This is a genomic window from Halomicrobium sp. HArcht3-1 (assembly GCF_058933345.1).
The window spans coordinates 1-23,644 of sequence record NZ_JBZYDM010000005.1 but is presented as its reverse complement, the minus strand read 5'-3'; the positions used below and the strand labels follow the sequence as shown (position 1 = coordinate 23,644).

Below are 23,644 nucleotides of genomic sequence, written 5' to 3'. Positions count from 1 at the left end.
ATTGGTTTCGACGGTCATGTGTCTGGCGCTCGCGTACGCTCCGAAGCCGTGGCGTTCTCAATGCGACCGGGTCGGCGAGGCACGCGTCGCGGTCGCCTTGAACGATGCGCTGACGGTGTCGCCGGGGGCCAGCGCCAGCGTGTCGACGCTCGTCTGTGTCACCAGCACCGTCAGGTCGGTGTCGGCACCCACGTCGACCGTCACGCGGGCGACGGCAGCACCCAGTTCGACATCGCGGACCGTTCCCTCGAAGTGATTCCGCGCGCTCGTCTTCGATTCGGGGACGCTGCCCGGCGCGTGCAGCGTGATCGCGTCCGCTCGAACCGTGAGGCTGACCTCGTCGTCGCCGTCGTCCTCGCCTTCCGGGGGCACGATGGCACGGACGCGCCCGGCCGCCGTCTCGACGGTCCCGAGTTCCCCGTCTCGCTCGACGATCGTTCCCCGCAGTACCGTCTCTGCGACCTCGGTCACGCCCGTGAACGCCGTTTCGAGGCGGTCGAACTCCGCGAGTAGCGCTTCGGCCGTTTCGGTGAGCGAGCTCCCGCCACCGCCCGACCCACCGCGCTGGCGCTCGACCAGTCGGCCGACCGCGTCTTCGAGTTCGACCACGCGCCGCTGGGACCGCGAGTAGGATCGCCCGAGCGCACTCGCCGCGGCGTTGAGCGAGCCGTGTTCGTCGACCGCTCGCAGGAGCGCCACGTCGCGTTCGGTCACTTCCACTCCCTCGCTGTCCAGTCGGGCGTCGAAGTCCGCGTCGAGGTCCATACCGCCCACTCTCGGGCGACGAGCAAAACGGTTATGCCCCGATAGATACAACGCGGTTGTGTCTATGTCGAAACAACGCCGGTGCAGGGATGACTGCTCGCGTCGAGCGTTCCTGCGCACGGCCGGCGTCGCCGGGGCTGGCGCGCTTGCTGGCTGTCTCACCGGTGGGACCGACACGAACAGTGGACGCTCGCCGGTCACGATCCTCGCTGCGGGGAGCCTCCAGCACGCGCTCGAACACGGCCTGGGGCCAGCGGTCGACGTACCAGTACAGATCGAGGCCCACGGCTCGGGGACCGTCGCGCGCCTGCTCGCCGAGGGTCAGCGCGACCCCGACATCGTCGCCGTCGCCGACACCGCGCTCTTCGCCGGCCCGCTCTCGCCGCCGTGGTACTCGGTCTTTACGAGCAACGCCGTCGTCCTCGCGTACAACGCCGAGACCGACGGTGGCGAGCGCATCGCCGCGGCCGGCCCGGAGCGGTGGTACGAGCCACTCCTCGACGAGACTGTCTCCCTCGGCCGGACCGACCCCGAGCAGGACCCGCTCGGCTACCGGGCGCTGTTCACGCTCGCCCTCGCCTCGCGGTACTACGACGACGCTACGAACCTTCGCGAGCGAGTCCCGAGGCGCGAGCAGGTCTACCCCGAGACGGCCCTGCTCGGTCAGTTCGAGACCGGCTCGATCGACGCCGCCGTCGCCTACCGGAACATGGCCGTCGAGCGCGACTACGACTACGTCTCTCTCCCGGCCCAGATCGACCTCAGCGATCCCGCCTACGCGACGGACTGGTACGACACCGTTGCCTACGAACTGCCCAGCGGCCGACGGATTCGCGGCAGTCCGATCAGCTACGGTGCGACGTTGCGTACGTCCAGCGACGCCGCACGGTCGGTGTTCGCGGCGCTGACCACCGGCGAGTATCTCGCCGACAGCGGCTTCCTCCGTCGTGGGCAGTTTCCCCGCTTCGAGGGGACAGTGCCCGACCCGGTCAGGGACGCCGTTAGTGCGTCGACCACCCCGGAGGCGACTTGACCGATGGCGACGGAGCGCACGACACGGCCCCGCACTCGCCGACTCCCTTCCCTCGACTGGCTGACGGTCTCGCTGGCGCTTGGCGCGCTCCTGATCGTCTACTACGTCGCGCCGCTCGCGTCGCTCGTCCTGTCGGCGTCGCCGGGCGAAGTCGCCGGTCGACTGGCCGATCCCACGGTCCAGCGGGCGGCGGGGACCTCGCTGCTCTCGGCGACGATCACGACGGTGCTGTCGACGGTGCTGGGCCTGCCACTGGCCTACTGGCTCGCGCGTGCGAGAACACGATGGACGACCGTCGTCCTCGCCGCCGTGGTCCTCCCGCTCGTCTTGCCCCCGACCGTCGGCGGCGTCGTCCTGCTTACCGTCGTCGGCCCGCAGACGCTCGTCGGCGAGACGGCGGCCGCCGCCGGTCTCCCGCTCACCCGCTCGCTCGCCGGGGTCGTGCTCGCCCAGACGTTCGTCGCCTCGCCCTTCGTCGTCGTGACGGCGAAAGCCGCCTTCGAGCGCGTCGACCGGACGCTCGAACAGGCCGCGCGAACGCTCGGTAAGGACCGGTGGACGACCGTCAGAACCGTCACGCTCCCGCTGGCCGCGCCGGGCATCCTCGCCGGGATCACCCTTACTTTCGCCCGGTCGCTGGGCGAGTTCGGCGCGACGATGCTCCTTTCGTACTACCCCCGGACGATGCCCGTCGAGATCTGGGACTCGTTCGTCTCGGCCGGTCTCGACGAAGCCTATCCGGTCGCGATACTGCTCGTCGTGCTCGCTGTCGCCGCACTGCTCGTTCTCCACACCGTCGCCGCGAACCCCTGGGACTGACCTCCCGCGACACTCGAAATCGGTTTCGAAACGGCCGCCGACGATCCACTTCCTCTCCGAGTCTGGCGAATCCTGACCGTCAGGCGTACCACACCTCGACCGTCACCGGTCCCGCGACGGTGGTGACGGTCGCTTGGCCGGTCGCGACCCGGCGCGGGACGGGGTAGCCGACGCTGCCGTGGGGCGTCTCGATGCGGAATATGAGGTTGTCCGGGAGGATCGCGTCGGTGCGTGCCCGTAGCTGGCCGCGCTCGCGCTTGAACGAGTCCTCGTTGGCGACGACCTCCGCGAGGCGGGTCGCGTTCTGGTGCTCGGGCGGTTCGTTGGCGAGGATCGTCGTGGCGTCGGTGGCGTAGGCGTCCAGTTGTGGCTCGCGGGTGTCCGGTGCTGGGACGCCCAGCGCGACCCCGAGCACGACGCCGAGGATGACGACGACGCCGAGTGCAGCCTCCAGCAGCGAGACCGGGAGTTGCCCTCTATCCATCGGCAGTCACCGCCAGCGTTGCCTTGTGGGTCTCGATCGCGTCGTACTCGATCTCGACGCTCCCTCGCGGCAGCGGGCCGCTCGCCTCGAACCGGAACGTCGTCGTCTCGTATCGTGAGAGCGGGATCTGGTAGTCTCCCGAGAGGCCGCTGTCGTCGTGCAGTGCGACGCGGCCGTTCGTCCGAACGGTGGTGACGCTCGTCCCGGCGGGTGGCGAGAGCGTCAAGGTCGCACGATACCCCCGTCGCGGGAGCGTCACGCGGCGCTGCCAGACGAGTGTGGGTTCGAGCCGTTGTGTGGTCCGTGTCTCGACGAGTACCAGCCGTCGAATGGTCGTCCCACTGCGGACGGTCCCCGTCGTCGCGAGTGGCTGGTCGTCGAGTTCGACGCTCACAGCGTTGGCACCGGCCACGGGAAACGCAGCGCGGAGTCGACTCGCGTCGAAGCCCGAGAGCCGACTCTCGTTGATGGTGTTGGCCCGCTCTGTCAGTGGTGACTCGGGCGCGACGAGTCCGGCGGCCAGCGAGACGGCGACGCGGCGCTCGCCGGGGTCGCGCTCGGCCGACCTGATCGCGCCGTCGGTCATCGCGAGTCCGATGCCGGTGACCATCGTCACGACGAGCAGTGCGATCGCAAGCGCCGGCAGCCCGGTCTGTGCGCGGTGGCGCTGTCGGCGGTCGTCGTCGCTCACGGCCGGTCCTCCCGGAGTTCGACTGCGAGACCGCTGCCGGTACTCTCGACGACGACCACGGTGTCGGCACCGCTTTGCCACGATCCCGTGACACTCGTGACGCTTTCCGGCAGGACAAGCCGACTGCGCCCGCCGACGGCGTCGCTTGGATGATCGAGGACGAGCGACTTGCCATCCGTCTCGATGGTGTACCCTTCTCCCCGGATCGTCGACGCCAGATCGACCCGCGTCCGAGCGCTGGCGTGTGTCGCGTTCGGCGGGATCGACTGCTCGACCCGCTCGGTGGCGAGCGCGAGGGTGCGGTCGCCGACCGAGTCGCCCACTGCGTCGCGGGCGGCCGGCACCGCACCGCCGAACAGCGCCGTCGTCATCCCGGCCAGAAAGAGCGCGACGATGCCGATGGTCAGGGTCTTCTCGACGACGGGGGTGACCGCGCGGTTATCCATGGCCCACCTCCAGTCGCATGTCGTGGACGACGAGATACGCCGTCCGGGTGCCGTCGTACTCGATCACGACGCTCGGGACACCGTCGCCGTCGAAGTCGTTGATCGTCACGTCGTGCCCGCGTTCGCCGGCGTAGGTCTCGAACGCACCCGGTGTGGCCGTCTCGATGGCGACTCGGTACTCGCCGTCGCCGAGAGCACGTCGGTCGTGGCTGACGTTCGTCGCCAGTGTCGTCGTCACACCACCCGTGCCGCCCACGCTGCCCGAGCCGTTGAGCTTCTGGGCACCGACGACGAGCACGTCCGGGCCGCTCGTGATCGGCGGTGTCGCGGTGAGCCACGTGCTGTCGCCGTGTCCGCGGACGATCGCACCGGCGACGGCCCCGACGTGTCGCTGCTCGCTCTCGAACACCAGTGCGTCGGTCGCGACGGTGGCGACGACGCCACCCGTATCGAGGATGCGAAGATCGCGTTGCTCGACGCCCAGCGAGCCACTGGCAAAGGTGACCTCACCGGCACGGTAACCCGTGGTCTCGACTGGCCGGAGCGCGCTATCGAGGTCGCTCGCGACCCGGTTCGCGTCGGCGCTGGCGGTCTGCTCGTCGACGATGGTGCCGATAGTCGCCGTCAGCCCGCCCATCGCGATGGCCGTCAGACCGAGCAGGATGACGACGCCGACGACGTGGGACTGGGCGCGCTCGCTCATACCATCCCGGCTCCCGTGAAGACGACGTAAGCGACCGTCACCAGTGCCGCCGAGTGCAACAGGGCCTCGTACCGGCCTCGACTCGCCGTCCCGGCGAACCAGCCACAGGCCAACATGGTCGCCTGCGTGACGACGTAGAACCGATAGCGGTCCCGTGGCGGGTCGACGGCGTCGGGATCGATCGCGATGCCGGCACCTCCTGAGACCGTCGAGAGCTGTGCGAAACCGTCGAGGACGTAGGCGTTGACGGCGACGACGATACCGACCACCAGTAGCGCGGTCGTCCAGCCAACGGCGACGTAAACCAACAGTGACGACCGCAACGCCTTGCGCTCGTGGTATAATCTCCCGATCTCGGTCTGTAGGGTCTCGAACACGTCTTCGGCGTCGCTGCCGGCGTCGAGCGCGCCGACCACGAGACCGATGGTCTGCTCGGCCATCGACGTGCCGACCCGCTCGACGAACCGGTCGAGCGATGCGGCCCGGCCGTCGGTCGCATCACCCTCGGGGCTGGCGGTCAGACTGAGCGTGAACGCGAGTTGTTCGACATCTGACTGGAGTGCGCCCAGATCGACCTCGCGGGCGACTCGCTCGACGGCGTCGCTGAACGGCCGGCCGAGACTGACATGGCCCGACACTGCGTGGACGAAATCCTGAATCTCGCGGTCCTTGGCGTCGTCGAGTCTGGCCCGCCGGACCGCGACCACACCCACTGGCAGGCCGTAGGCCGCATACGACAGCAAGAGAACGTTCACCGGCCGGTAGTCGAGCACCACGAGCGCACCCGCAACGACGGGGAGCGTCGGTGCGAGGACTCTGGCCGTGCTCGCCGGGTTCAGCGTTGCCGTCTCGACCAGTTCGGTCACCGCGTCCGGTGCGGTGTACCCCGGTGCGCTCGCACTCCGCGGTCGGATCGTCGTCACGAGCAGGGACGCGGCGGCCCCAGCAGCGAGGACGAAGCCCGCGCTGCCAAAGACGAGCAGTCCGCGAACGGTCGTCGCCCCGACGGGTGTCGTGACGGGTCGCGACAGGCCGGGCGAGAGCACGCCCATGATCGTCACGATCAACACGAGCAGCGCCGGCATGACGAGCAAGACGACGAACAGCTCGGCAAGCAGTTCGAGGAAGCCGGTCGCACGCTCGTGGCGACGGGACTGTTCGTGTGAGAGCAGTCGCCCCTCCATCTGGAGGTACCCCTCCAGCGCATCGGCACTCTGGTTCGCGTGTTCGCGGAACTTCAGCAAGAACGGGGCCAGCAGATCACGGGACGGCGTCTCGCTGGCGACGTGTTCGAGTCCCTCGTCGAGACTGCCGGTGAGGGCTGCACGATTGAGGATGCGCTGGAAGGCCACGGCGGTCTCGCCGTAGGCGTCCTGATCGGCCACCCGTCGCAGCATGGCTCGCTGGTCGTGTTCGCCCGAGGCGAGCACTCGAAGATACCGGACGGCACCCGGCAGCGTCGCCTCGATGTCGCTGCGCCGTGCCGAGGCGACCCACCCGAGGTAGGTACTGCCACCGCGGACGACGAGCCATCGCACGACCGTCCCGCCGACGAGACCGAGTCCGAGACCACCGACGAACTGTGGGACGACCGGCCAGTCGAACTGATTGACGACGGGAATTCCGTTCTGAAAGAACGCGAACACGTCGGCGAGCATCGTCGCCGGGAGCACGGTCGTGACCAGAACCAGTACGACACCGACCGCGAGTCCACAGGACCACGCCAGCCCGTACACTCTGGCGAGGTACAGTTCGAAACTCGCGTCCAGATCGGCGGCTCGGTAGCGGGTCCTGTCGCCGTCGTGGCTCGACCCGTCGGCGTGGCCTGCGAACAGTGCGTACAGCCCCCGGTCGACAGGGTTGAGTTGCCGTGGAGTCTCAGTCGCCATCGATTCCCTCCACGCGACCGCTGCGCTCCTCGGTGCGTTGCTGGTGGAGTCGCTCGACGGTCGCGGCCTCGTCGGTCTGTAAGTCCGCCAGCAGTGCGAACAGTTCGTCGGCGTCGGTGATCCCTTCCTGGACGAGATAGCGGACGTAGCGGTGGCGACGCTGGAACGTTGCTTCGACTTCGGCGACCGACTGATCGGTCTGCTCGGCCAGTCGGTCGAACGAGGAGACTGGGACTCCCGTCTCGTCACCCATAGTGCCAGCGAACGAGTACTCGCCACCCTGCTCGCGCCAGCAGACGGCGTTCCAGTACACCGTCGCGTCGCCTTTTCGGACGACGCCACACCGTTCCGCGTCGCGGTCGAAGTTCCGGTAGGTCGTCTCATCGACCAGTTCGACCACCTCGCCGACGTAGCGGTCCTCGCCGACGCGACGGGGGAACACGAGCAGGTCGATCTCCTGCAAGAGATACGGTGGGAGGCCCTGCTCGATGACGCGGTTGACCAGCGTCTCCACGTCCTCGGCGTGAGTCGTCCCGATCAGTCCGTGGCCCGTGTTCAGCGTCTCGGCAAAGGTCTCGAAGCTCTCGGGCGTGTTGACCTCGGCGATGACCTCCACGTCGGGATTGAGATAGTTACACTCTGTCATCAGATCGGCCATGGTCACCCGGCGATGGTCGCGCTCGTGGTCGCGCGTGGTCAGTGACACGCCCGTTTCGTGTGGAATGAACACCTCGCGTGAGCCTTCGTCGATCGAGATGGGACGGTCCCGATAGGGGATAAAGGGCATGTGGGCGTTCATCAGCGTCGTCTTGCCGACGCCGGTCGGGCCACAGAACAGGACGACGCCGTGGTGTTCGTACAGCATCCACAGCAAGGCGACCAGTTCCGTCGGAAGCGAGTCGTGTTCGACCAGATCGACCGGGGTCAGCGGATCGGGCGATTGCTTGCGGATCGAAATGTGTGGGCCGTCCTCGCTGATCGTCGGCAGGGCAACGGCACACCGAATGGTCTCGTCGACGCCGTCGGGACTCAGATTCACTTTCGCGCTGGGTGTCGAGGCGTTGAGTTCGGTGCCGTCGTCGGCGGCGAGTTTGGTGACGACGTTGACGAATGCGCGTTCGCTCTCGAAGCGGAGGTTCGTCGGAACGCGTTCGTTGTGGCCCACGTCGAGGCGCGGGACGACCTTGATGCGCTCGTCGACGCGGTTGGCCTCGATGTCCTCCAGTGTCGGATCCCGAACCGGAATCGTCAGTTTGCCATAGCCCACCAGATCGCGCAGGACGTAGTACAACAGGTCTTGCAGTCGGTCCTCGGCGAACCGATGGTCGACCGGCGGGACGGTCAGGTCGTACTCGGCCAGTGCTGTCCGCAATCGGTAGCGTGCGGCATCGAGCCAGGCCCGCGTGTTGCGGATCGTCAGCTGTCGGGAGAGCAACGTCGTCGCCCGGTCGCGGACGAACGCGACTTCGTCCTCCAGCACCCCATCGATGCTGGCCTCCCAGACACGGGTCTTGCAGTCCTCGATCAGTGCTTCGTCGCCGGGCAGCAGGTCGGGTTCGCGGACGGCGTACTTGGTGTTGAACGGGTCGTCGCCAAGCACGTTCTCGCGGTAGACGATCACCGGCACCTCGAACTCGTGGAACGAGACGGTGTGCTGTTCGAGGCGTTCACTGGCGAAGCGATCCAGAAACTCGGTGTCGGGTTCGAGGTCGGTCGTGGCGGGCGCGAAGTCGTCGGTGTGGATGCGGACACAGTCCTCGCCAACGTCGGCCACGTCGATGCGGTCGTCCAGCGCGTACGGTGTCAGTTCACCGAGGCAGGCAAGCGAGCACAGCGCGTGATAGTCCAGCCGTCGGCGGGCCGCACGCGAGCAGTCGACAAGCCGATCGATCACACGCTCGTGTTTCTCGTCCAGTCCGCGCTCGACGCGCTCGATGGCTCCCTCTCGCGTTCGCGGGCGGTCGGCGTGTGCGTCGGCGAAGTACGTTTCGACCGTATCGAGTGCGTCCGCGTCGGCGTTCGAGAGCGGTGGCTCGCGCACGTCGTAGGCAAAACGCCGGTCGGTCTCGGTGACAGTGACGACGACGCCGGGATAGATCTCGTCCTGTTCGCGCACATCGGGCGCGTACCAGGCGTCGGGATCGTCCGGTGCGACCGGAGCCGGCACCGTCGGCGCGTTCGTCTCCGTCTCCCCCTCGGTAAGCATGGGGTATCGTGGAGGCGAGATCTTATTTAAAGTTTCAGATTTTATTCCTCGCATTAATCTGTGAACGAGAGAGGTGGTCTCCCTCTCGGGACGATGCGTTCGACGCGCTCCAGCGTCCGAAGACGACAGGTGCTTGAGCGACGGGTCGAAACTCCGCCTATGTCGTTGCGATCTGCTCTCGCTGCGTGTCTCGCCCGCGATCGGTCGGGCTTCCGGGATCGGTTTCCCGCCCTCGTCACCGATTACGACCTCGACGCTCGGATTGGGGCCTTCGAGGATGGCGTCGACGCCTTCGAGGGGCCGGCGGGGCGGCCGAACGTCGGCGCACTCGATCCGTGGACCCGGGAACTGGTCTGGCGGCTCTGGCTCCTCGACGACGCGCCGGTGGGGCTGACCCTCTCGGGGCCGGCGTATCAGGACAACCCGATTCGGTACGTCAACCGAACCTTTCGCGAGCTAACGGGCTACGACCTCGAAGACGTACTCGGTGCGAACCCGCGGCTGTTGCAGGGGCCAGACACCGAAACTGCGCCGGTCGCCGATCTGCGGGAAGCGACCGACATCTGGGAGCCAGTGACGGTCGAACTGCAGAACTATCGTGCGGACGGAACACCGTTCAGAAACCGCGTTTCGCTGGTCCCGGTCGAAGGGCCGGACGGATCGGTGAGCAACTGGGTAGGGATTCAGCGGCGAGTCGACGGCGAGGACTGATCGACGGACTCCGCGTCGTTCGCTCGGACCCGACGACGGACGAGACCACCCCTTGCGCCGTCCGGCGGGCCGGACAGACGAGCCAGTCTCCGGTCAGCGTTCGCCGGGCGCGTTCTCCCGGACTCGTGCTCGAACGTCGTCGTCGACGTACTGTGATTCGAGATCGTTCTTCGAGAACTTGCCCGTCGCACCCTTGGGCACTTCGGGGATGGTCTCGATCACGTCGGGCACCCACCACGAGGGGTACTCTGCGGCGACGTACTCCCTGAGCGTCTCGCGCAGTGCGTCGTTGGCCTCGACCCCGTCTTCGACGACGACGAACGCGGCGGGTCGCTCGTCCCACGTCGGGTGCTCGACCGGGACGACGGCGGCTTCGACGACGGAGTCGTGGCCCATCAGCCGGTTCTCGATTTCGACGCTCGAGATCCACTCGCCGCCGCTCTTGACGAGGTCGTCGAGGCGGTCGACCACGTCGGTGTAGCCGTTCTCCGTGACCCGTGCGATGTCGCCGGTTCTCAGCCACCCGTCCTCGGTGATCGCCTCGCGGTTCTTCTCGGGCGCGTTGAAATACTCCGTCGTCACCCACGGCCCCTTCATCAGGAGTTCGCCGAGCGATTCGCCGTCCCACGGCACTTCCTCGCCGTCTTCGTCGACGACCTTCTGCTGGACGCCGGGCTTGGGGAGGCCGGCGTGGGCGCGAATCGCAGTCCGTTCGTCGCCCTCTGCGTCGACGTTCTCGGGGATCGTCTCCGCGATGTGGGTGATCGGCGTCGTCTCGGTCATCCCGTAGCCCGAGACCAGTTCGATGCCGAGTGTCTCGCGGTACTGTTCGATGAGCGCTTTCGGCGTCGCCGACCCGCCAGAGAGGACGTATTCGAGCGAGTCGAGATCCGGGTCGGCTTCTTCAGCGTACTGGAGGAGTCCGCGCCACACCGTCGGGACGGCCGCACTCTGGGTGACGCCCTCGTTCTCGACGAGGTCGGCCAGATCCGACGGATCGGGGTTGGGTCCGGGCAGCACCTGCTTGGACCCGGCGGCGAGCGTCGCGAACGGACGACCCCAGCCCGAGACGTGGAACATCGGCACGACCGTCATCGCGGTGTCTCGCGCGGTGAGTCCGACTTCGCCGGTGAGCAGCCCCATCGTGTGCGCCCAGTACATCTTGTGGGTGTATTCGACGCCTTTGGGGAGTCCGGTCGTCCCCGAGGTGTAACACATTCCCGCGGGCTGGTCCTCGCTCACGTCGGGGAACTCGTAGTCGGGATCGCCGCCGTCGATGAACGACTCGTAGTCCGTGACCGGATCGAGGTCGGTCTCGGGGACGGTGTCGCCCATGACGACGAACAGCTCGACGCTCTCGAAGGCGTCCTCGTCGTAGGCCGCTTCGAGAGCCGAAAGCATGGTCGGGTCGACGACGAGCAGCTTGTCCTCGGCGTCGGAGACGAGGTGCTGGACGTGCGTGTCCGGCAGGAGGATGTTGATCATGTGGAGCTGGGCACCCTGACAGGGCACGCCGTAGTACAGTTCGTGGTGCCAGTGGTTGTTCCACGCGAAGGTCGCGATCCGATCGCCCTCGCCGTAGCCGCGCCGGTCGAGGACGCTCGCAAGCTTCCGGACGCGGTCGCCGTACTCGCCGAAGGTGTACCGATGGATGCCCTCGTGTGTCCGAGAGACGATTTCCTGGTCGGTAAAGATGTTTTCCGCGCGCCACAGGAACTGATGCAGGGTCATGTCGCTACCGCCTGGCATGCCCTAACAATTGTGGTAAATAATGATAAATGTGCGTGCAACTGCGAGTCCGTGGAACGGCGTTCTTCACTGCCTGCGACGTGGCCTGTCCCACCCTGCGGGGCCACTGTCTCACAGCCACGACACGTACACTGACTCGTTCTCCGGTGGCGTCTGTGTGGTATCGATGCACACGCGCCGTCCAGTGACGATCGTCTCATACGGAACGTTGTCGTTGCGTACCGGTGAGCGTCTCCCCCATGGCGACGCTCACCGGTACATCGCTACAACCGTCCGTATCACCCGCCGCGCTTGCGATACCAGACCCGTTCGCCGACCGGTGATTCACCGTCGAGATCGAGTCGATCGAGGAACAGGTCCCGAATCGCGAGGGTGACGGTGAGTTCGACCGGCGCACCGTCTGCTGGTCGGACGGTGACGACGCAGTGGCCGTCCCGTTCGTCGACCGATTCGATCGTTCCGACGGTCCACCGGTCGACGTGGTGGCTGGGCTTGCGTGCGTGGATGCGGTCGTGGTTCATCTATCGACCGCTCACTTCGCGAAGTAGCTGGTGAAAAAGCCCGAGAGGAACGAGGAGACGGCGACGGCGAGCGCCATCTCACCGAGTCCCCACGGGCCGTCGTCGTCGTCGGCCGCGGCTACGGTGACACCGACGCTGATCACGAGCGAGACGATACCGTTGACGAGGTGGGTCTGAAACGATCCCATACTCGCTCCTACGGAGCAGTCGCGGGAGACTATTTCGGTCGTCGTTGGCATCACTCATTAGGTCGCTCCGGCCCTCGACGCTCGCATGGCGTCTCACCCCGGCTTCCACTCGCTGCACGAGGAGACGACCGCGACACTCGACGTGGACGGCAGCCTCCCCGCGTGGCTCGACGGCACCCTCATCCGCAACGGTCCGGGAGCGTTCTCCGTTCCCGGTGGTAGTCGCGTCGACCACTGGTTCGACGGATTCGCGATGCTCTTCCGGTTCACGTTCGATCCGGGGGCGCGTGCTGGCACGGGCGAGGGGGACGCCGTCCACTACCGGAATCGGTTCCTGCGGACGGACGCCTACGAGGCCGCTCGCGACGGCGAGTTCGAGGGCGGATTCGCGACGGGGGAGACGACACTCCGGTCGCGACTCGCGACCTTCCTCACGGCGCCCTACGACAACACGAACATCGTCGCCGAGCGGATCGGCGACGACTACGTCGCACTGACCGAATCGCCGCGAAAAGTCCGGTTCGATCCGAGTTCGCTCGCGACGACGGGCCACGTCGACGCCGACGACGGCGTGCCCTCGGGACAGCTATCCTGTGCCCACTACAAGCGCGACCCGGCGACGGGCGTTCTCGTCGGTGTCGACACCGAGTTCGGCCGGACGAGCCAGTACCACGTCCACGCGACGACACCAGCGGGCGAGCGCCGACACGTCGGCAGCGTCGACACCGACCGGCCGGCGTACATGCATAGCTTCGCGCTGACGCCCCAGTACGTCGTCCTGACGGAGTTCCCGCTTCGACTCGACCCGCTGCGCTTTCTCAGGCCGGGGCGACAGGCACCCTTTATCGAACAGTTCGAGTGGGAGCCAGACCGCGGGACCCGTATCGTGGTCCTCGACCGGACGACCGGGTCGGTGGTCGCAGACCCCGTCACCGACGCGGTCTTTGGCTTTCATCACATCAACGCCTTCGAGCGGGCCGACGGGACCGAGATCGTCTTCGATCTGGAAACGGTGCCCGACGCGACGACGATCGACTCGCTGTATCTCGACCAGCTACGGGCCGGCGAGATGGGTGCGATCGTCGGCCGCGTCGAACGCTTCACCGTGTCGCTCGATCCGTCCGACACCGTGAGTCGCTACGGGACCGGCGACGCGACGGTGTCCCGCGAGATGCGCTACGCGGATGGGTGTGCGTTGCCGACGGTCTCCCCGGCGCGCTGGTGTCGCCCGCACCGGTACGTGTACGCGATGGGGATGGACACACCGGTCACCGAGTGGGCACGGCGCGTGCTCAAACTCGACACGCAGGCGCGGGCGGTCCAGACCTTCGACGACGGTGGGGACTACTTCGGCGAACCGATCTTCGTCCCCGCACCGGACGGCGACGCAGAAGACACGGGCGTCGTCCTGACGGTCACCCTCGATGTCGACGCCGACCGATCACGACTGCTCGTCCTCGACGGAGAGACATTCGAGGAGCGCGCTCGCGTCACCGTGCCCCACGCGATCCCGTTCGACTTTCACGGCCGGTACTTCCCTGAACTCCGCGTCGCGATCGACGAGTGACGCCCGCGCCGAGTATCGCCGCCTTACCGACGACAACGAGTTCGTACTTATGTGTGTCCAGTACGCCCGTCCGTGGACAGCAATGGACTTCGACGAATTCACCGGCACGGTACAGCACCGCCTCGAACTCCCGGGCACCGGAGAGGCAGTGCGGGCGATCCGGGCGACGCTGTCGACGCTCGGCCAGCGAATCCCCGCGGACGCGGCCGAGGATCTCGCCGCCTCGCTCCCGATGGAGATCAAGTGGTACATGACCGGCGGCGTCCACGAGCACGGTCAGCGCTTCGACTGGAGCGAGTTCGTCACGCGCGTCGCCGACATCGAGCAAGCCGAGCGCTCGGAGGCGGCCTACCACTCGCAGGTCATCGTGGATCTGGTCGCGTCTGTCGTCCCGCCGTCGGACATGCAGGACCTGCGCAATCAACTGCCCGAGAGCGAGAGCGACGAGAACTGGGGGAAGCTCTTTCAGGTCGTCGACGCCGGGGGGTATCAGGAGTCGGAGGCGGCGTAAGGGTCCCTGATCGCTCACGGCGTCGGTTTTATTCACCCGGTCCGACAACTGTATGACATGGAGGATCAGCCCGTGGCGACGACACCGTCGGGTCAGAACGTCGACGGCGAGACGCCGGCGTCCGAACCGGAAGCGGTCACCGAGGAGACGACGGTCCACGACGACGAGGTGACGCTCGAACGGACGATCGGTCTCTCGGGGGGACTGGCGATCGGTGTCGGGACGATGATCGGCGCGGGTATCTTCGTCTTTCCGGGGTTGGCTGCCGAGAACGCCGGACTGGCGGCGACACTCTCCTTCGCTATCGGTGGCGTCGTTGCGCTCCTGGTCGCACTCCCGACCTCGGAGCTGGCGACGGCGATGCCCCGCAGTGGCGGCGGGTACTACTTCGTCTCGCGCGGGCTCGGGACGGGCATCGGTGCCATCGTCGGGCTGAGTCTCTGGCTGGGACTGGTCTTTGCCGCCGCGTTCTATCTGGTCGGTCTGGGCCACTACGCGACGGCGGTGCTCACCGAACTCGGTGTCACGCTCGGTTTCGATCCCGTCGTCGCCATCGGGCTGGTGTTCGCCGTGGCACTGACGGCGCTGAGTATCGGCGGTACCGAGAACACCGCGAAGATTCAGAACGTCGTCGTCGCCATCTTGCTCGTCGTCCTGACGGGCTTCCTCTCTTACGGCGTTCTCGACGCCGTCGGTGTCTTCGGCCGGACGGCCGTTCCCGAATCGTTCTTTTCGCGTGGACAGGTGGCGGTGTTGACGACGGCCGCGCTCGTGTTCACGTCGTATCTGGGCTTCGCGCAGGTCGCGACCGTCGCCGGCGAGATCACCCAGCCGAGTCGCAATCTCCCGCTGGCGATGGTCGGTTCTGTCGTCATCGTCACGGTGTTCTACGTCGTGACCATCTTCGTCGCCACGAGCGCGTTCGGTGCGGACCGTCTCGGTCAGTTCGGCGAGACGGCGATGGTCGAGGTCGCGCGTGACTTCCTCGGGGCACCGGGGGCGATTGCGATCCTGCTTGCTGGCTTGCTGGCGACGTTTTCGAGCGCCAACGCCTCGATCCTGAGTGCCTCGCGGGCGGTGTACGCCCTGAGTCGTGACGCCTTGCTGCCCCGGGCAGCGAGCCGCATCAATCTCCGCTATGGCACGCCCCATGTCGCCTTGCTCGCGGCCGGCGGACCGATCGTCGTGCTCGTGGCGACGGGACAGGTCGAACTCCTCGCCGAGGTGGCGTCCTTTCTCCATCTGGTGATGTACGCCCTGCTCTGTGTGACGGCCATCGTGTTGCGCCGCCGAGACCCGGCGTGGTACGAACCGACGTACCGGATGCCGGCCTCGCCGCTCGTTCCGGGGATCGGTGCCGTCGCGAGCGTGGCGCTGATCGCGTTCATGCGCGAGGCATCGATCGCGATCGGTGTCGTCGTGATGGCGCTGTCGTATGGCTGGTATCGCTACTACGCCACCGATGTCTCGCTCAGGGGGGCGCTCTGAGATGACTGAGCGACCGACCGACAGCGACCGTCCCACCGTCCTCGTCCCGGTTCGAGTCCTCGCCGGCGAGTCGATCCCGGAGGGCATCCCCGCACTGCTCGCGAACGCTCACGTCGTCGTGCTTGGCTACCACGTCATCCCGGAACAGACCGCGCCGGGGCAGGCGCGCATGCAGTTCGAGACGCAGGCCAACACGCGTCTCGACGACTTCGAGGCGCTGTTTACCGACGCCGGGGCGACCGTCGAGCGCCGTCTCGTGTTCACCCACGACGGCCAGAAGACGATCGATCGGACGATCACCGAGACCGAGGCACTGGCGGTGCTGGTCCCCGACACGACCGGGCCGCCCGACGACGTACTGGTCGCGGTCCGTGGGACCGTCGGCGTCGACCGCCTCACCCGCGTCGTCGCCGGCGTCTTCGGGCAGTTCGACACGACGATAACGCTGTTTCACATCGTCGACGACGATGAGACCGAGGCCGACGCAGAGACGCTCCTCGATGCGGTGGCGGAGCGACTGACCGAACTGGGTGTCGACGAGTCGGCGATACAGACACGTATCGAGCGTGACGACGACCCGCTCGACCGAATCGTCGAGGTCGCTGCCGGCTTCGACGCTATCGTTATGGGTGAGACGGACCCGTCACTGTCGACGTTCGTCTTCGGGATGCCCGCCAAACAGGTCGCCGACCGCTTCGTCGGCCCGGTGCTGGTCGTCCAGCGCGAGCCACCCGCGACAGACGAGACCGACGACGAGACGAGCGAGTGAGCGTGGTCGATGGCGCGTTCGCTGGCGCGTCGTCAGCACAGAAGCGGTCACGATTCAGGCCCGGACGGAGACGTTTTCCGCGACCCCTACGGCCGTGCTGGGTGTCCAGATTCCCGAACCTCGCTTCCGCGAGTTCCGGTACTTGGCCTTCACACCGTACCACCATGGTGGCACGATACTGGGTCGCTTCGGTTCTCGTCACGGCATTCACTTTGGCTCGCTCTTACGCGGACTTCAGTTGTGCCGCTCACCCGGTTCGATCCTGCTCGGATCGTCCCGAGTCGTCCGGTGTGCCCTCGTGACCGCGTCCGCAGTTCGTGGTACGGTACCGTAGGTCATAGCCGTTGTCGCAGGGAACGCCCCGATCACTCGTCAGCGAGATTCGACGTGATTTCGAGTCAGTCACCGCTCCGCCGTCGTCCTCCCCTCGGCACTGTAGCGCGGGCGAGACATCGAGCACGATTCGGCAACGGTTCTCCCATTTCGATTAACACTTAACAGCCACCGATTCGGTTGATACTAAAATTTATACTGCCAATATGTTGCCAAAGATGAAATGATAGGTCCATTTGAGGATATATGGGGCTAGAAAACAGATTCTACGTTCATCAACACCCCTCCATCACTGGGGAGTGGATTTCTGGGGTGCAAATTCCGATCTGTCGCGAAGCCGTTTCGCGGTTCCCCGTCGAGCACTACTCTGGTCGGTGCCTACAGCAAGAGCGCGAGGATGGCGAGGACGATGAAGACGAGCACGAGCACGCGCGCGACTTCCATGCTGAGACCGGCGATCCCTCTGAAGCCCGCGATGGCGGCGACGATCGCGAGGACGAAGAACACGATCGCCAGCGAGAGCAGGCCACTGCCCGGTAGCTGTGCGGGGACGGCGGCGACGCCGTTCAGCATCGTGCCCCCTCCGTTCGCGTGGATCGACTGGCTGTCCGTTTTCGCTCGCGTCGGCGACGGTGCGTGAGGGCCACGAGACATCGTTCGTGATGCTCGCCACTCATCGTTTGGCTTGCACTCGCCAGCCGAGGCCGATCGGTGTGTACGCAGCCGCGACGGTCCGAAGGGGCCGGTCACGACACCACGTAAAAAGGGGTCGCACACGCAGGCCGGTGACTCTCCCGGCCAGCACCGGTATGCTTGCGTGCAATGGCAACAGCCCAGATCACCGACGACGATGTCGGAAAGACGGTCGTCGATCAGCACGGTGACGATGTCGGCATCGTCACGAACGTCAGGTACGGCACTGCATACGTCGATCCCGACCCCAATCTCACGACGAAACTCAAGACGACACTCGGCTGGGAGGAGTCCGACGCGGACGAGGGATTCCCCCTGCAAGCGGAGGCCATCGAGGCAGTCACCGACGACGAGATTCGCCTCGCGTCGACGCTCTGAGAACGGCACGGAGTCGTCTCACGATCGGTGGGTCGTCACGTACCCCCTCGCTTTGTACTGTGTTATCGTTCACTCCCGATGGTAATTCACTGTGGTAAACTATTAGGTCCCGTCGGGCGACGACCGTGTATGGAGACGATCCTGCTCGCCACCGACGGTAGTGAGTACGCACGCCACGCGGCCGAACACGCGATCCAAATCGCGGCCGACGAGGACGCGACCCTGCACGTCGTCTGTGTCGTCGACGAGCGAAAGTTCGACGACCCGGCGCTTGGCTCCGCGGAACTGGCGACCATCTACGCGGAGGATCACGCATCGATGACAGTCGCGGACGTGGCCTCACTGGCCGCCGAACACGACGTGTTCGTCGAGGGCGACACCCGCCACGGCGTGCCCCACGAGATCATCCTCGCGTACGCCGACACCGTCGATGCGGACACCATCGTCGTCGGCGAGCACGGCGATCACGACACGCACTTCTCCGGGGTCGGGCGCACCGTCGCCGAGCAGGCCGACTGCGAGGTCGTGATCGTCGAAGCGCCATAGGGACCAGTTCGCTGCCGACGGTCCTCGCGATTGCCAGGCGAGTGCCGACCGTAGCCTGGGGCCGATCTGTCGCCCGCTCGGTGGGCCATTGAGAGCGGACGCTCGGGGTGAGGCGTCTCCGGTCTCGCACAGGCGACCAGTGCCCGACCGGTGGTCGCTTCGGCCGTGGCTGGCAGCAATCGCTCCGGTAGCAGCAACCAAACACCACTTTGTGGTGCAAAACACGACACTACGATTACTTTATCGGCGCGGGAACTGTCGATGCCATGGTAGACACCAACTGGCGAGCGGTCGTGATCGGATTCGCGATCATCTTCCTGATCAACGTCGTGAGTGCGGCCGTCCCGGAACTCGCGTTAATCGGCGGGACGGTCGCTGCACTCGTCGGTGGCTACGCTGCGGGCTACTACGCGCAGAGTGGTCGGACGAACGGCGCGTGGAACGGCTTCCTCGCGGGGTCGATCGGGGCGCTGCTCGCCGTGGTGCTCCTCGTCGTGCTGGGACTCGCGGTCTCCATCGTCGAACTGTCGCTCGGTGGTCTGCTGGCGACGATTGGCGCGGGCATCGCAGTCCTCGTGTTCGTCGTCCTCGGTGCGATCCCAGCGACCGTCGGGGGGTTCCTCGGCGGCATGTACGGCCCGGAAGAGCCAGAAGAGGTCAGCCAGCCGGTCACCTGATCGGCAGTCGTCGAGTGCCGTCGCCCGTCGGCGACCGATCAGTCGTCGCTGATTGGTTCGTCGAGGTAGCGCGCCTCTAGCAGCGCGGCCGAGGGCGGGTGTTCGACGTAGTGGCGGTCGACGAGTGTGAGCGTTCCCACGACGAGACCGAAGCCGAGCGCAGCGGCGACGAGTTCGACCGGACCGAACGCCGCGACGGCGCCGACCAGCGAGTAGTCGGTGGCGGCGACGCCGATGTACGCCACCGAGAGACCGACGACGCCCACCACCAGTCCGACCGCGTACTCCTTTCCGGACCGGGGGAATCGCGCGCCGACGGCACTGAGTAAGAGCGCGCTACCCGGAAATAGCGACGCGAGACCCAGTGCCCACGTCGTGACGGTGGTCTCTCCGGCCACGACGAGAAACACTAGCCCCCAGGCCGCGAGGATCACGAACAGGGACAGCGCGCCCGCGAGGCGCGCGACGGTCGGTGTCTGATACATCAGTGTCCCCACGCTCCGTAACTGTCACACTGCGACTCGCTGTCCGAGCGACCCGTTGGCCGTCGGTCTGTCACCCATCTCTCTGTGGCTGTCCACACGGTCATGCTAACTACCGCGTACTCACGGCCACAGAATATTAAGCGATCCCATCTGCCCGCGCCTCGTCGCGACTGGGGACGGCCCGAACGGGTAGGACGACCGAACCACGGCGCCGGACGGGCGTGACCGTCGCCTTAACCCGGTAGATCGACGAATACTGGCCGTTTACTCCCCATCCGTGACTGGAAACAGGGAACTTCGAGCAAACGTCGAGTGGCCGACACGCTCAGGCTGCCGGTCGACCGGCGGGTCGCTCCTCTGGTGCCACGACGGCGCCGATGATACCACCGATCGCGCCGGGAATGCCGTGTGCGGCGACGATGGTCAGGAACAGCACGGCAGCGCCGAACCCGAAGATGCCGGCCGCGAGCGTGCCGAGGACGAGCAGGACTAGCCCCACGAGGAGGCCGCCGATGCTCGTCGCGAGGAAGCCGTGAAGCGCCCCGCTACCGAACCCACCGCCCGCGACGTATCCGGCGACACCGCCGGCGATGAGACCGGTCACCCCCGCACCGAGGGCCGGGAGTGTGGCGTCGGTGAACGGGAGACCAAGCCCACTGACGAGACCGAGGACGAGCGCCGTGACGATGCCGTACAGTACTGCTTTCCAGTGTACCATATCCGGGTCGTCGACCGGCACGGAGTTAAGCGAAGTTTCGGCTCTGTCACCCGCTATGACTGTTTCACTCCAAGAGAGGTCTACTGGGACGGTCCGATATTGCCGTGTTGTGGCCGCCTCTGTTCTCGGCTACGTCCCGAATTGTCACATCGACGACTCGCTCGCCACCAGCGGCGTTCAGGCTGTCTGGACCGGCAGCTTCGGGAGCAGCTACGAGAGGAACGCACCCTGACTTCTGGACTGGATCCAGACCGTCCCGTCGCCCGTGACACGCGAGAGAGACAGGCCCTCACCGCCGAAAACGGACTTCGCACCGTCGAACGACGGGCCGACGGCGAGACGCTCGTCGCCGCCCACGTCAGTAATGTTAAAGAAGCTACAGATGTGAGAGTGTGTACGTTCGCGCAGTCACGGCCGGTGGCTGGCCCGCGACAATCGGAGGCCTACAGCACACATGAGTTCCTCACTCCCGCAAGAATGGTTTGTTCGCGATAGCCGGATCAACGCCGCACTGTCGTGGCTGTTGACCGCTCTGCTCGCAGCGACCGCGGTGGTGCATTTCCTGTTCGGGTCGCTCGTGGTGATGGGGATCGCTGGCGTCGCCACGGTCGTCGCCGTCGTCCCGGCACTGGTCGCTCGCTCCTGGACGTGGACCGTCCCCTGGCCGTTTCTCCTCCTCGCCACGGCGTCACTGCTGACCGGCTTTGGGGCCTCTTTCCTCGGCGACCTGATCTTCGCGATCAGCATCGCGGCGCTGTCGATCCTCGTCGTCGTCACGCTGCAGTTGACCACGAGCGTGCGGATGACGCCGAACTTCGCCATCGGGTTCGTCGTCATCGCGACGCTCGGCACTGCCGGTCTCTGGACGCTCGGTGCTGCCACCTCCGCACGCTATCTCGGCACCGCCTTCGTCGAGACCAACGACCAGCTAATGCTCGTGTTCACGGCGTCGCTGGTCGCGAGCCTCGTCGCTGCGCTGGTCTTTCGCTGGTACTTCGGCCGCCAACTCCGGGCGAACCGCGACCGTGACGCCACGGGGGTGACCGACCGATGAGTTTCGCCCGCCGGGTCGGCCTGACGCCGCGACGGCAGGGACAGCTCGTCCACGTCCTGCAGGTCGTGATGGTCGGGATTCTGGTGCTCGGCATCTGGCAGCGTAACATGGGTATCGCGATGAACGCCGCCGTCGGACTCGGCGTCACCCTCCTCCCCGCGTTGCTCGAACGGAACTTCAAGTTCACGTTGAGTGTCGGTCTCACCCTCTGGATCACCGTCGCGATGTTCCTCCACGCCTTCGGGACCGTGCCACTGCCCTCGCTCGATTTCCTCAGTCCGTACCGGGCGACGTGGTGGTGGGACCACATGACCCACGCACTCTCCTCGTCGCTGGTCGCCGGCGTCGCGTACGCCATCGTGCGCGCGCTCGACCAGCACACCGAGTTCATCTACATGCCACCCGCCTTCCTGTTTGCGTTCATGCTCCTGTTCGTCCTCGCCTTCGGCGTCATCTGGGAACTCATCGAGTTCTACATCGGCGTCGTCTCCACGCTCGTCGGTGCGAGCGCCGTGCTCACGCAGTACGGTCTCGATGACACCGTCCTCGACCTCTTCTACAACACGCTCGGGGGCCTTCTCGTCGCGCTCTTCGGGGCGGCCACGCTGTCGGGCGTCGCCGACCAGTTGACGGAGCGACTGAACGTCTAAGACCTGCCGGGTACGAACGGATGCTGGTGGCCGTCCGGTGTCACGAAGGCGCTCGCGCCGTGGCTGGTCAGTACCCCGCAACCGACCGAACACAACGGTGACGAGGGTCGCCTTCGTTCGCCAGCACATGAGTACGCGCACCGAGACTCGGGTGACCATCCCCGTCGACGGCGTCGAACTCGATGGCAACCTTCGTGTACCGGCCAACGCTACCGGTCTCGTCCTCTTTGCCCACGGCAGCGGGAGTTCCCGACGGAGTCCCCGAAACAGGTTCGTCGCGGAAGTGCTTCGCGAGCACGGACTGGGCACACTCCTGTTCGATCTCCTCACGGAAGCCGAAGACGAGGCCTACGAGACCCGCTTCGACATCGAACTCCTGACAGAGCGCTTGCTGGCGGCGACCGAGTGGGTCAGGACGGTCGAGACCATCGACGGACTCGCACTGGGTTACTTCGGGTCCAGTACCGGGGCGGCAGCAGCCCTGCGCGCGGCCGCCCGGGAGGGGACAGCGATCGAGGCTGTCGTCTCCCGGGGCGGTCGCGTCGACCTCGCGACCGAGTCGCTCACCGACGTGGCCGCGGCGACGCTGTTCGTCGTCGGTGGCTCGGACACGAAGGTCCTCGAACTGAACCGGACCGCCTTCGAGTCGCTGACCTGCCAGAAAGACCTCGAAGTGATCGAAGGCGCGGGCCACCTGTTCGAGGGGTCGGGCGAACTCGAATCGGTCGCCGAACTCGCGGCCGACTGGTTCGTCCGCCACCTGTCGTGACCCTTCTGTGCCCGACGCCGCCGTTTCACTCTGTACTGTAGTCGCCGCCGTACTTGATGAACACGTAGCTGAGTGCGATCACCGACACCATCACGACCGAGGCGGCGACACCGAGCACGATGGCGCTGTCGGGCATCTCCGGCCCGAACGGTGCCTGTCCACCGCCACCGTCCCCGTCCCCGTTCGCGGCTTGCTCGCCGACGGTCAGTGAGGCGACCATCCCGGCGGACTCGTGTGGGATACAGAAGTAGCCGTACTCGCCTTCCACCTCGAAAGTGTGCTCCCAGCGTCCGCCGCCGGGAACGTCACCCTCCGGGTAGGCGTTGCGGGCCGCTTCCTCGGAGTCGAACCCACCCGACGCGAAGTACGTCGCCTCTTCGGGAATCTCGTCCTCGTAGGCAGTCACCGAGTGGCCGATCGAGCCGACGTTTTCCCAGACGACGGTCGTCCCCGGTGGGACGGTCCGCTCGTCCGGGTCGAAGACGAGCTGGTCGGTCATGTCGATTGTCACCGACTCACCGTCTTCCTGTGCGGCGGCGTCGGTCGTGACACCGGTGCCCGCTGCCGCGAGCGCCCCACCGGCGATGAACGAACGTCTCGATAGCGACGGTTGGCGTTCCGAACGCATACCACGACCGAGGGGTGCCGGCTACTAAGAGCTTCACCCCGACGCAGGGGTAGTGTTCAGATTAGCTGATTCCATGCGAAGCTGAATGATCTGAGCCAGTCGTCAGCTGTGTCTGGATCGACGTGGCTGAAACAGTTTGAGAACGAAGAGGTTCGTCTTTTCACTTCTCGAAA

The 23,644-nt window shown here is 66.3% G+C and carries 28 protein-coding genes and 1 pseudogene; 13 read left to right on the top strand and 16 right to left on the bottom strand.

Annotation, left to right across the window (positions count from 1 at the left end):
• Window positions 1-57: 57 nt before the first annotated feature.
• Window positions 58-765 (bottom strand): TOBE domain-containing protein, encoded by a 708-nt coding sequence (locus tag AC5FRW_RS09830; RefSeq protein ID WP_493568275.1) that lies wholly within the window; start codon window positions 763-765, stop codon window positions 58-60.
• 64 nt (window positions 766-829) lie between these two features.
• On the opposite strand from AC5FRW_RS09830, the gene AC5FRW_RS09825 reads away from it, so the two are divergent.
• Together AC5FRW_RS09825 and AC5FRW_RS09820 are read left to right on the top strand one after the other, a co-directional pair.
• Window positions 830-1,798, top strand: coding sequence for an extracellular solute-binding protein (locus tag AC5FRW_RS09825; protein ID WP_493568274.1), 969 nt, complete (start codon window positions 830-832; stop codon window positions 1,796-1,798).
• Between the two features lie 3 nt (window positions 1,799-1,801).
• Entirely contained in the window at window positions 1,802-2,617 is an 816-nt protein-coding gene (locus tag AC5FRW_RS09820) for a molybdate ABC transporter permease subunit (protein ID WP_493568273.1), read from the top strand.
• Between the two features lie 79 nt (window positions 2,618-2,696).
• Here the strand turns inward: AC5FRW_RS09820 and AC5FRW_RS09815 are convergent, their stop codons facing one another.
• From AC5FRW_RS09815 to AC5FRW_RS09790, 6 genes are read right to left on the bottom strand one after another with little or no spacing between them, the layout of a single operon-like run.
• On the bottom strand, window positions 2,697-3,101 hold the full coding sequence (locus tag AC5FRW_RS09815) for a DUF7262 family protein (protein ID WP_493568272.1): 405 nt from the start codon (window positions 3,099-3,101) through the stop codon (window positions 2,697-2,699).
• A complete protein-coding gene (locus tag AC5FRW_RS09810; protein ID WP_493568271.1) occupies window positions 3,094-3,792 on the bottom strand; it encodes a DUF7263 family protein in 699 nt (232 codons plus the stop codon). Before AC5FRW_RS09810 ends, AC5FRW_RS09815 begins: the two co-directional genes overlap by 8 nt.
• Window positions 3,789-4,238 carry a DUF7266 family protein gene (locus AC5FRW_RS09805; RefSeq protein ID WP_493568270.1) on the bottom strand — a complete coding sequence of 150 codons (450 nt, stop codon included), beginning with the start codon at window positions 4,236-4,238 and terminating at the stop codon, window positions 3,789-3,791. Before AC5FRW_RS09805 ends, AC5FRW_RS09810 begins: the two co-directional genes overlap by 4 nt.
• The gene (locus AC5FRW_RS09800) at window positions 4,231-4,941 is read right to left on the bottom strand and encodes a DUF7289 family protein (RefSeq protein WP_493568269.1); all 711 of its coding nucleotides are present in this window, start codon (window positions 4,939-4,941) and stop codon (window positions 4,231-4,233) included. The genes AC5FRW_RS09805 and AC5FRW_RS09800 overlap by 8 nt, the downstream gene beginning before the upstream one ends.
• Window positions 4,938-6,830: a type II secretion system F family protein gene (locus AC5FRW_RS09795; RefSeq protein WP_493568268.1), complete on the bottom strand. Its 1,893-nt coding sequence runs from the start codon at window positions 6,828-6,830 to the stop codon at window positions 4,938-4,940. The genes AC5FRW_RS09800 and AC5FRW_RS09795 overlap by 4 nt, the downstream gene beginning before the upstream one ends.
• Window positions 6,820-9,036, bottom strand: coding sequence for a type II/IV secretion system ATPase subunit (locus AC5FRW_RS09790; protein ID WP_493568267.1), 2,217 nt, complete (start codon window positions 9,034-9,036; stop codon window positions 6,820-6,822). Before AC5FRW_RS09790 ends, AC5FRW_RS09795 begins: the two co-directional genes overlap by 11 nt.
• Window positions 9,037-9,195: 159 nt before the next feature.
• Here AC5FRW_RS09790 and AC5FRW_RS09785 point away from each other — a divergent pair, with 159 nt between their 5' ends.
• On the top strand, window positions 9,196-9,747 hold the full coding sequence (locus tag AC5FRW_RS09785) for a PAS domain-containing protein (RefSeq protein ID WP_493568266.1): 552 nt from the start codon (window positions 9,196-9,198) through the stop codon (window positions 9,745-9,747).
• A gap of 93 nt (window positions 9,748-9,840) precedes the next feature.
• Here AC5FRW_RS09785 and AC5FRW_RS09780 read toward each other — a convergent pair whose 3' ends face one another.
• The 3 genes from AC5FRW_RS09780 to AC5FRW_RS09770 all read right to left on the bottom strand — a co-directional run bounded on the left by AC5FRW_RS09780 (window position 9,841) and on the right by AC5FRW_RS09770 (window position 12,205).
• Window positions 9,841-11,496, bottom strand: coding sequence for a long-chain-fatty-acid--CoA ligase (locus AC5FRW_RS09780; RefSeq protein WP_493568265.1), 1,656 nt, complete (start codon window positions 11,494-11,496; stop codon window positions 9,841-9,843).
• Between the two features lie 278 nt (window positions 11,497-11,774).
• Entirely contained in the window at window positions 11,775-12,017 is a 243-nt protein-coding gene (locus AC5FRW_RS09775; protein WP_493568264.1) for a DUF7861 family protein, read from the bottom strand.
• A gap of 11 nt (window positions 12,018-12,028) precedes the next feature.
• Complete coding sequence (locus AC5FRW_RS09770) at window positions 12,029-12,205, bottom strand: hypothetical protein (RefSeq protein WP_493568263.1); 177 nt, start codon at window positions 12,203-12,205, stop codon at window positions 12,029-12,031.
• Between the two features lie 85 nt (window positions 12,206-12,290).
• Here AC5FRW_RS09770 and AC5FRW_RS09765 point away from each other — a divergent pair, with 85 nt between their 5' ends.
• From AC5FRW_RS09765 to AC5FRW_RS09750, 4 genes are all read left to right on the top strand, one after another.
• Entirely contained in the window at window positions 12,291-13,772 is a 1,482-nt protein-coding gene (locus AC5FRW_RS09765; protein WP_493568262.1) for a carotenoid oxygenase family protein, read from the top strand.
• Between the two features lie 82 nt (window positions 13,773-13,854).
• On the top strand, window positions 13,855-14,283 hold the full coding sequence (locus tag AC5FRW_RS09760; protein ID WP_493568261.1) for a DUF2267 domain-containing protein: 429 nt from the start codon (window positions 13,855-13,857) through the stop codon (window positions 14,281-14,283).
• A 57-nt stretch (window positions 14,284-14,340) separates the two neighbouring features.
• Complete coding sequence (locus AC5FRW_RS09755; protein WP_493568260.1) at window positions 14,341-15,771, top strand: APC family permease; 1,431 nt, start codon at window positions 14,341-14,343, stop codon at window positions 15,769-15,771.
• A gap of 1 nt (window position 15,772) precedes the next feature.
• On the top strand, window positions 15,773-16,540 hold the full coding sequence (locus AC5FRW_RS09750; RefSeq protein ID WP_493568259.1) for a universal stress protein: 768 nt from the start codon (window positions 15,773-15,775) through the stop codon (window positions 16,538-16,540).
• A gap of 711 nt (window positions 16,541-17,251) precedes the next feature.
• Here AC5FRW_RS09750 and AC5FRW_RS09745 read toward each other — a convergent pair.
• Window positions 17,252-17,446 (bottom strand): DUF1328 domain-containing protein, encoded by a 195-nt coding sequence (locus AC5FRW_RS09745; protein WP_493568258.1) that lies wholly within the window; start codon window positions 17,444-17,446, stop codon window positions 17,252-17,254.
• A gap of 249 nt (window positions 17,447-17,695) precedes the next feature.
• Between AC5FRW_RS09745 and AC5FRW_RS09740 the strand changes: the two genes are divergently transcribed.
• From AC5FRW_RS09740 to AC5FRW_RS09730, 3 genes are all read left to right on the top strand, one after another.
• The gene (locus AC5FRW_RS09740) at window positions 17,696-17,944 is read left to right on the top strand and encodes a DUF8593 domain-containing protein (protein ID WP_493568257.1); all 249 of its coding nucleotides are present in this window, start codon (window positions 17,696-17,698) and stop codon (window positions 17,942-17,944) included.
• 129 nt (window positions 17,945-18,073) lie between these two features.
• The gene (locus tag AC5FRW_RS09735) at window positions 18,074-18,490 is read left to right on the top strand and encodes a universal stress protein (RefSeq protein ID WP_493568256.1); all 417 of its coding nucleotides are present in this window, start codon (window positions 18,074-18,076) and stop codon (window positions 18,488-18,490) included.
• Window positions 18,491-18,756: 266 nt separating this feature from the next.
• On the top strand, window positions 18,757-19,167 hold the full coding sequence (locus AC5FRW_RS09730; RefSeq protein ID WP_493568255.1) for a DUF5518 domain-containing protein: 411 nt from the start codon (window positions 18,757-18,759) through the stop codon (window positions 19,165-19,167).
• Between the two features lie 38 nt (window positions 19,168-19,205).
• Here AC5FRW_RS09730 and AC5FRW_RS09725 read toward each other — a convergent pair whose 3' ends face one another.
• From AC5FRW_RS09725 to AC5FRW_RS09715, 3 genes are all read right to left on the bottom strand, one after another.
• The gene (locus tag AC5FRW_RS09725) at window positions 19,206-19,652 is read right to left on the bottom strand and encodes a hypothetical protein (RefSeq protein WP_493568254.1); all 447 of its coding nucleotides are present in this window, start codon (window positions 19,650-19,652) and stop codon (window positions 19,206-19,208) included.
• Between the two features lie 325 nt (window positions 19,653-19,977).
• Complete coding sequence (locus AC5FRW_RS09720; RefSeq protein ID WP_493568253.1) at window positions 19,978-20,370, bottom strand: DUF5518 domain-containing protein; 393 nt, start codon at window positions 20,368-20,370, stop codon at window positions 19,978-19,980.
• Between the two features lie 210 nt (window positions 20,371-20,580).
• Entirely contained in the window at window positions 20,581-20,727 is a 147-nt protein-coding gene (locus tag AC5FRW_RS09715; protein WP_493568252.1) for an AIM24 family protein, read from the bottom strand.
• Between the two features lie 97 nt (window positions 20,728-20,824).
• Between AC5FRW_RS09715 and AC5FRW_RS09710 the strand changes: the two genes are divergently transcribed.
• The 3 genes from AC5FRW_RS09710 (at window position 20,825) to AC5FRW_RS09700 (ending at window position 22,843) form a co-directional block, all read left to right on the top strand.
• Entirely contained in the window at window positions 20,825-21,424 is a 600-nt protein-coding gene (locus tag AC5FRW_RS09710; RefSeq protein WP_493568251.1) for a hypothetical protein, read from the top strand.
• Window positions 21,421-22,074 carry a DUF2238 domain-containing protein gene (locus tag AC5FRW_RS09705; protein ID WP_493568250.1) on the top strand — a complete coding sequence of 218 codons (654 nt, stop codon included), beginning with the start codon at window positions 21,421-21,423 and terminating at the stop codon, window positions 22,072-22,074. The genes AC5FRW_RS09710 and AC5FRW_RS09705 overlap by 4 nt, the downstream gene beginning before the upstream one ends.
• A 127-nt stretch (window positions 22,075-22,201) precedes the next feature.
• Complete coding sequence (locus AC5FRW_RS09700) at window positions 22,202-22,843, top strand: dienelactone hydrolase family protein (RefSeq protein WP_493568249.1); 642 nt, start codon at window positions 22,202-22,204, stop codon at window positions 22,841-22,843.
• Between the two features lie 25 nt (window positions 22,844-22,868).
• On the opposite strand, the gene AC5FRW_RS09695 is transcribed toward AC5FRW_RS09700, so the two are convergent.
• Complete coding sequence (locus AC5FRW_RS09695; protein ID WP_493568248.1) at window positions 22,869-23,471, bottom strand: plastocyanin/azurin family copper-binding protein; 603 nt, start codon at window positions 23,469-23,471, stop codon at window positions 22,869-22,871.
• A 56-nt stretch (window positions 23,472-23,527) separates the two neighbouring features.
• Window positions 23,528-23,644, bottom strand: a pseudogene (locus AC5FRW_RS09690) (IS6 family transposase); the annotation flags it as partial.

Coding starts and splice junctions, on each gene's coding strand:
- AC5FRW_RS09830 (WP_493568275.1), bottom strand. CDS start 765: ATGGACCTCGACGCGGACTTCGACGCCCGACTGGACAGCGAGGGAGTG.
- AC5FRW_RS09825 (WP_493568274.1), top strand. CDS start 830: ATGTCGAAACAACGCCGGTGCAGGGATGACTGCTCGCGTCGAGCGTTC.
- AC5FRW_RS09820 (WP_493568273.1), top strand. CDS start 1,802: ATGGCGACGGAGCGCACGACACGGCCCCGCACTCGCCGACTCCCTTCC.
- AC5FRW_RS09815 (WP_493568272.1), bottom strand. CDS start 3,101: ATGGATAGAGGGCAACTCCCGGTCTCGCTGCTGGAGGCTGCACTCGGC.
- AC5FRW_RS09805 (WP_493568270.1), bottom strand. CDS start 4,238: ATGGATAACCGCGCGGTCACCCCCGTCGTCGAGAAGACCCTGACCATC.
- AC5FRW_RS09800 (WP_493568269.1), bottom strand. CDS start 4,941: ATGAGCGAGCGCGCCCAGTCCCACGTCGTCGGCGTCGTCATCCTGCTC.
- AC5FRW_RS09795 (WP_493568268.1), bottom strand. CDS start 6,830: ATGGCGACTGAGACTCCACGGCAACTCAACCCTGTCGACCGGGGGCTG.
- AC5FRW_RS09790 (WP_493568267.1), bottom strand. CDS start 9,036: ATGCTTACCGAGGGGGAGACGGAGACGAACGCGCCGACGGTGCCGGCT.
- AC5FRW_RS09785 (WP_493568266.1), top strand. CDS start 9,196: ATGTCGTTGCGATCTGCTCTCGCTGCGTGTCTCGCCCGCGATCGGTCG.
- AC5FRW_RS09780 (WP_493568265.1), bottom strand. CDS start 11,496: ATGCCAGGCGGTAGCGACATGACCCTGCATCAGTTCCTGTGGCGCGCG.
- AC5FRW_RS09775 (WP_493568264.1), bottom strand. CDS start 12,017: ATGAACCACGACCGCATCCACGCACGCAAGCCCAGCCACCACGTCGAC.
- AC5FRW_RS09770 (WP_493568263.1), bottom strand. CDS start 12,205: ATGGGATCGTTTCAGACCCACCTCGTCAACGGTATCGTCTCGCTCGTG.
- AC5FRW_RS09765 (WP_493568262.1), top strand. CDS start 12,291: ATGGCGTCTCACCCCGGCTTCCACTCGCTGCACGAGGAGACGACCGCG.
- AC5FRW_RS09760 (WP_493568261.1), top strand. CDS start 13,855: ATGGACTTCGACGAATTCACCGGCACGGTACAGCACCGCCTCGAACTC.
- AC5FRW_RS09755 (WP_493568260.1), top strand. CDS start 14,341: ATGGAGGATCAGCCCGTGGCGACGACACCGTCGGGTCAGAACGTCGAC.
- AC5FRW_RS09750 (WP_493568259.1), top strand. CDS start 15,773: ATGACTGAGCGACCGACCGACAGCGACCGTCCCACCGTCCTCGTCCCG.
- AC5FRW_RS09745 (WP_493568258.1), bottom strand. CDS start 17,446: ATGCTGAACGGCGTCGCCGCCGTCCCCGCACAGCTACCGGGCAGTGGC.
- AC5FRW_RS09740 (WP_493568257.1), top strand. CDS start 17,696: ATGGCAACAGCCCAGATCACCGACGACGATGTCGGAAAGACGGTCGTC.
- AC5FRW_RS09735 (WP_493568256.1), top strand. CDS start 18,074: ATGGAGACGATCCTGCTCGCCACCGACGGTAGTGAGTACGCACGCCAC.
- AC5FRW_RS09730 (WP_493568255.1), top strand. CDS start 18,757: ATGGTAGACACCAACTGGCGAGCGGTCGTGATCGGATTCGCGATCATC.
- AC5FRW_RS09725 (WP_493568254.1), bottom strand. CDS start 19,652: ATGTATCAGACACCGACCGTCGCGCGCCTCGCGGGCGCGCTGTCCCTG.
- AC5FRW_RS09720 (WP_493568253.1), bottom strand. CDS start 20,370: ATGGTACACTGGAAAGCAGTACTGTACGGCATCGTCACGGCGCTCGTC.
- AC5FRW_RS09710 (WP_493568251.1), top strand. CDS start 20,825: ATGAGTTCCTCACTCCCGCAAGAATGGTTTGTTCGCGATAGCCGGATC.
- AC5FRW_RS09705 (WP_493568250.1), top strand. CDS start 21,421: ATGAGTTTCGCCCGCCGGGTCGGCCTGACGCCGCGACGGCAGGGACAG.
- AC5FRW_RS09700 (WP_493568249.1), top strand. CDS start 22,202: ATGAGTACGCGCACCGAGACTCGGGTGACCATCCCCGTCGACGGCGTC.
- AC5FRW_RS09695 (WP_493568248.1), bottom strand. CDS start 23,471: ATGCGTTCGGAACGCCAACCGTCGCTATCGAGACGTTCGTTCATCGCC.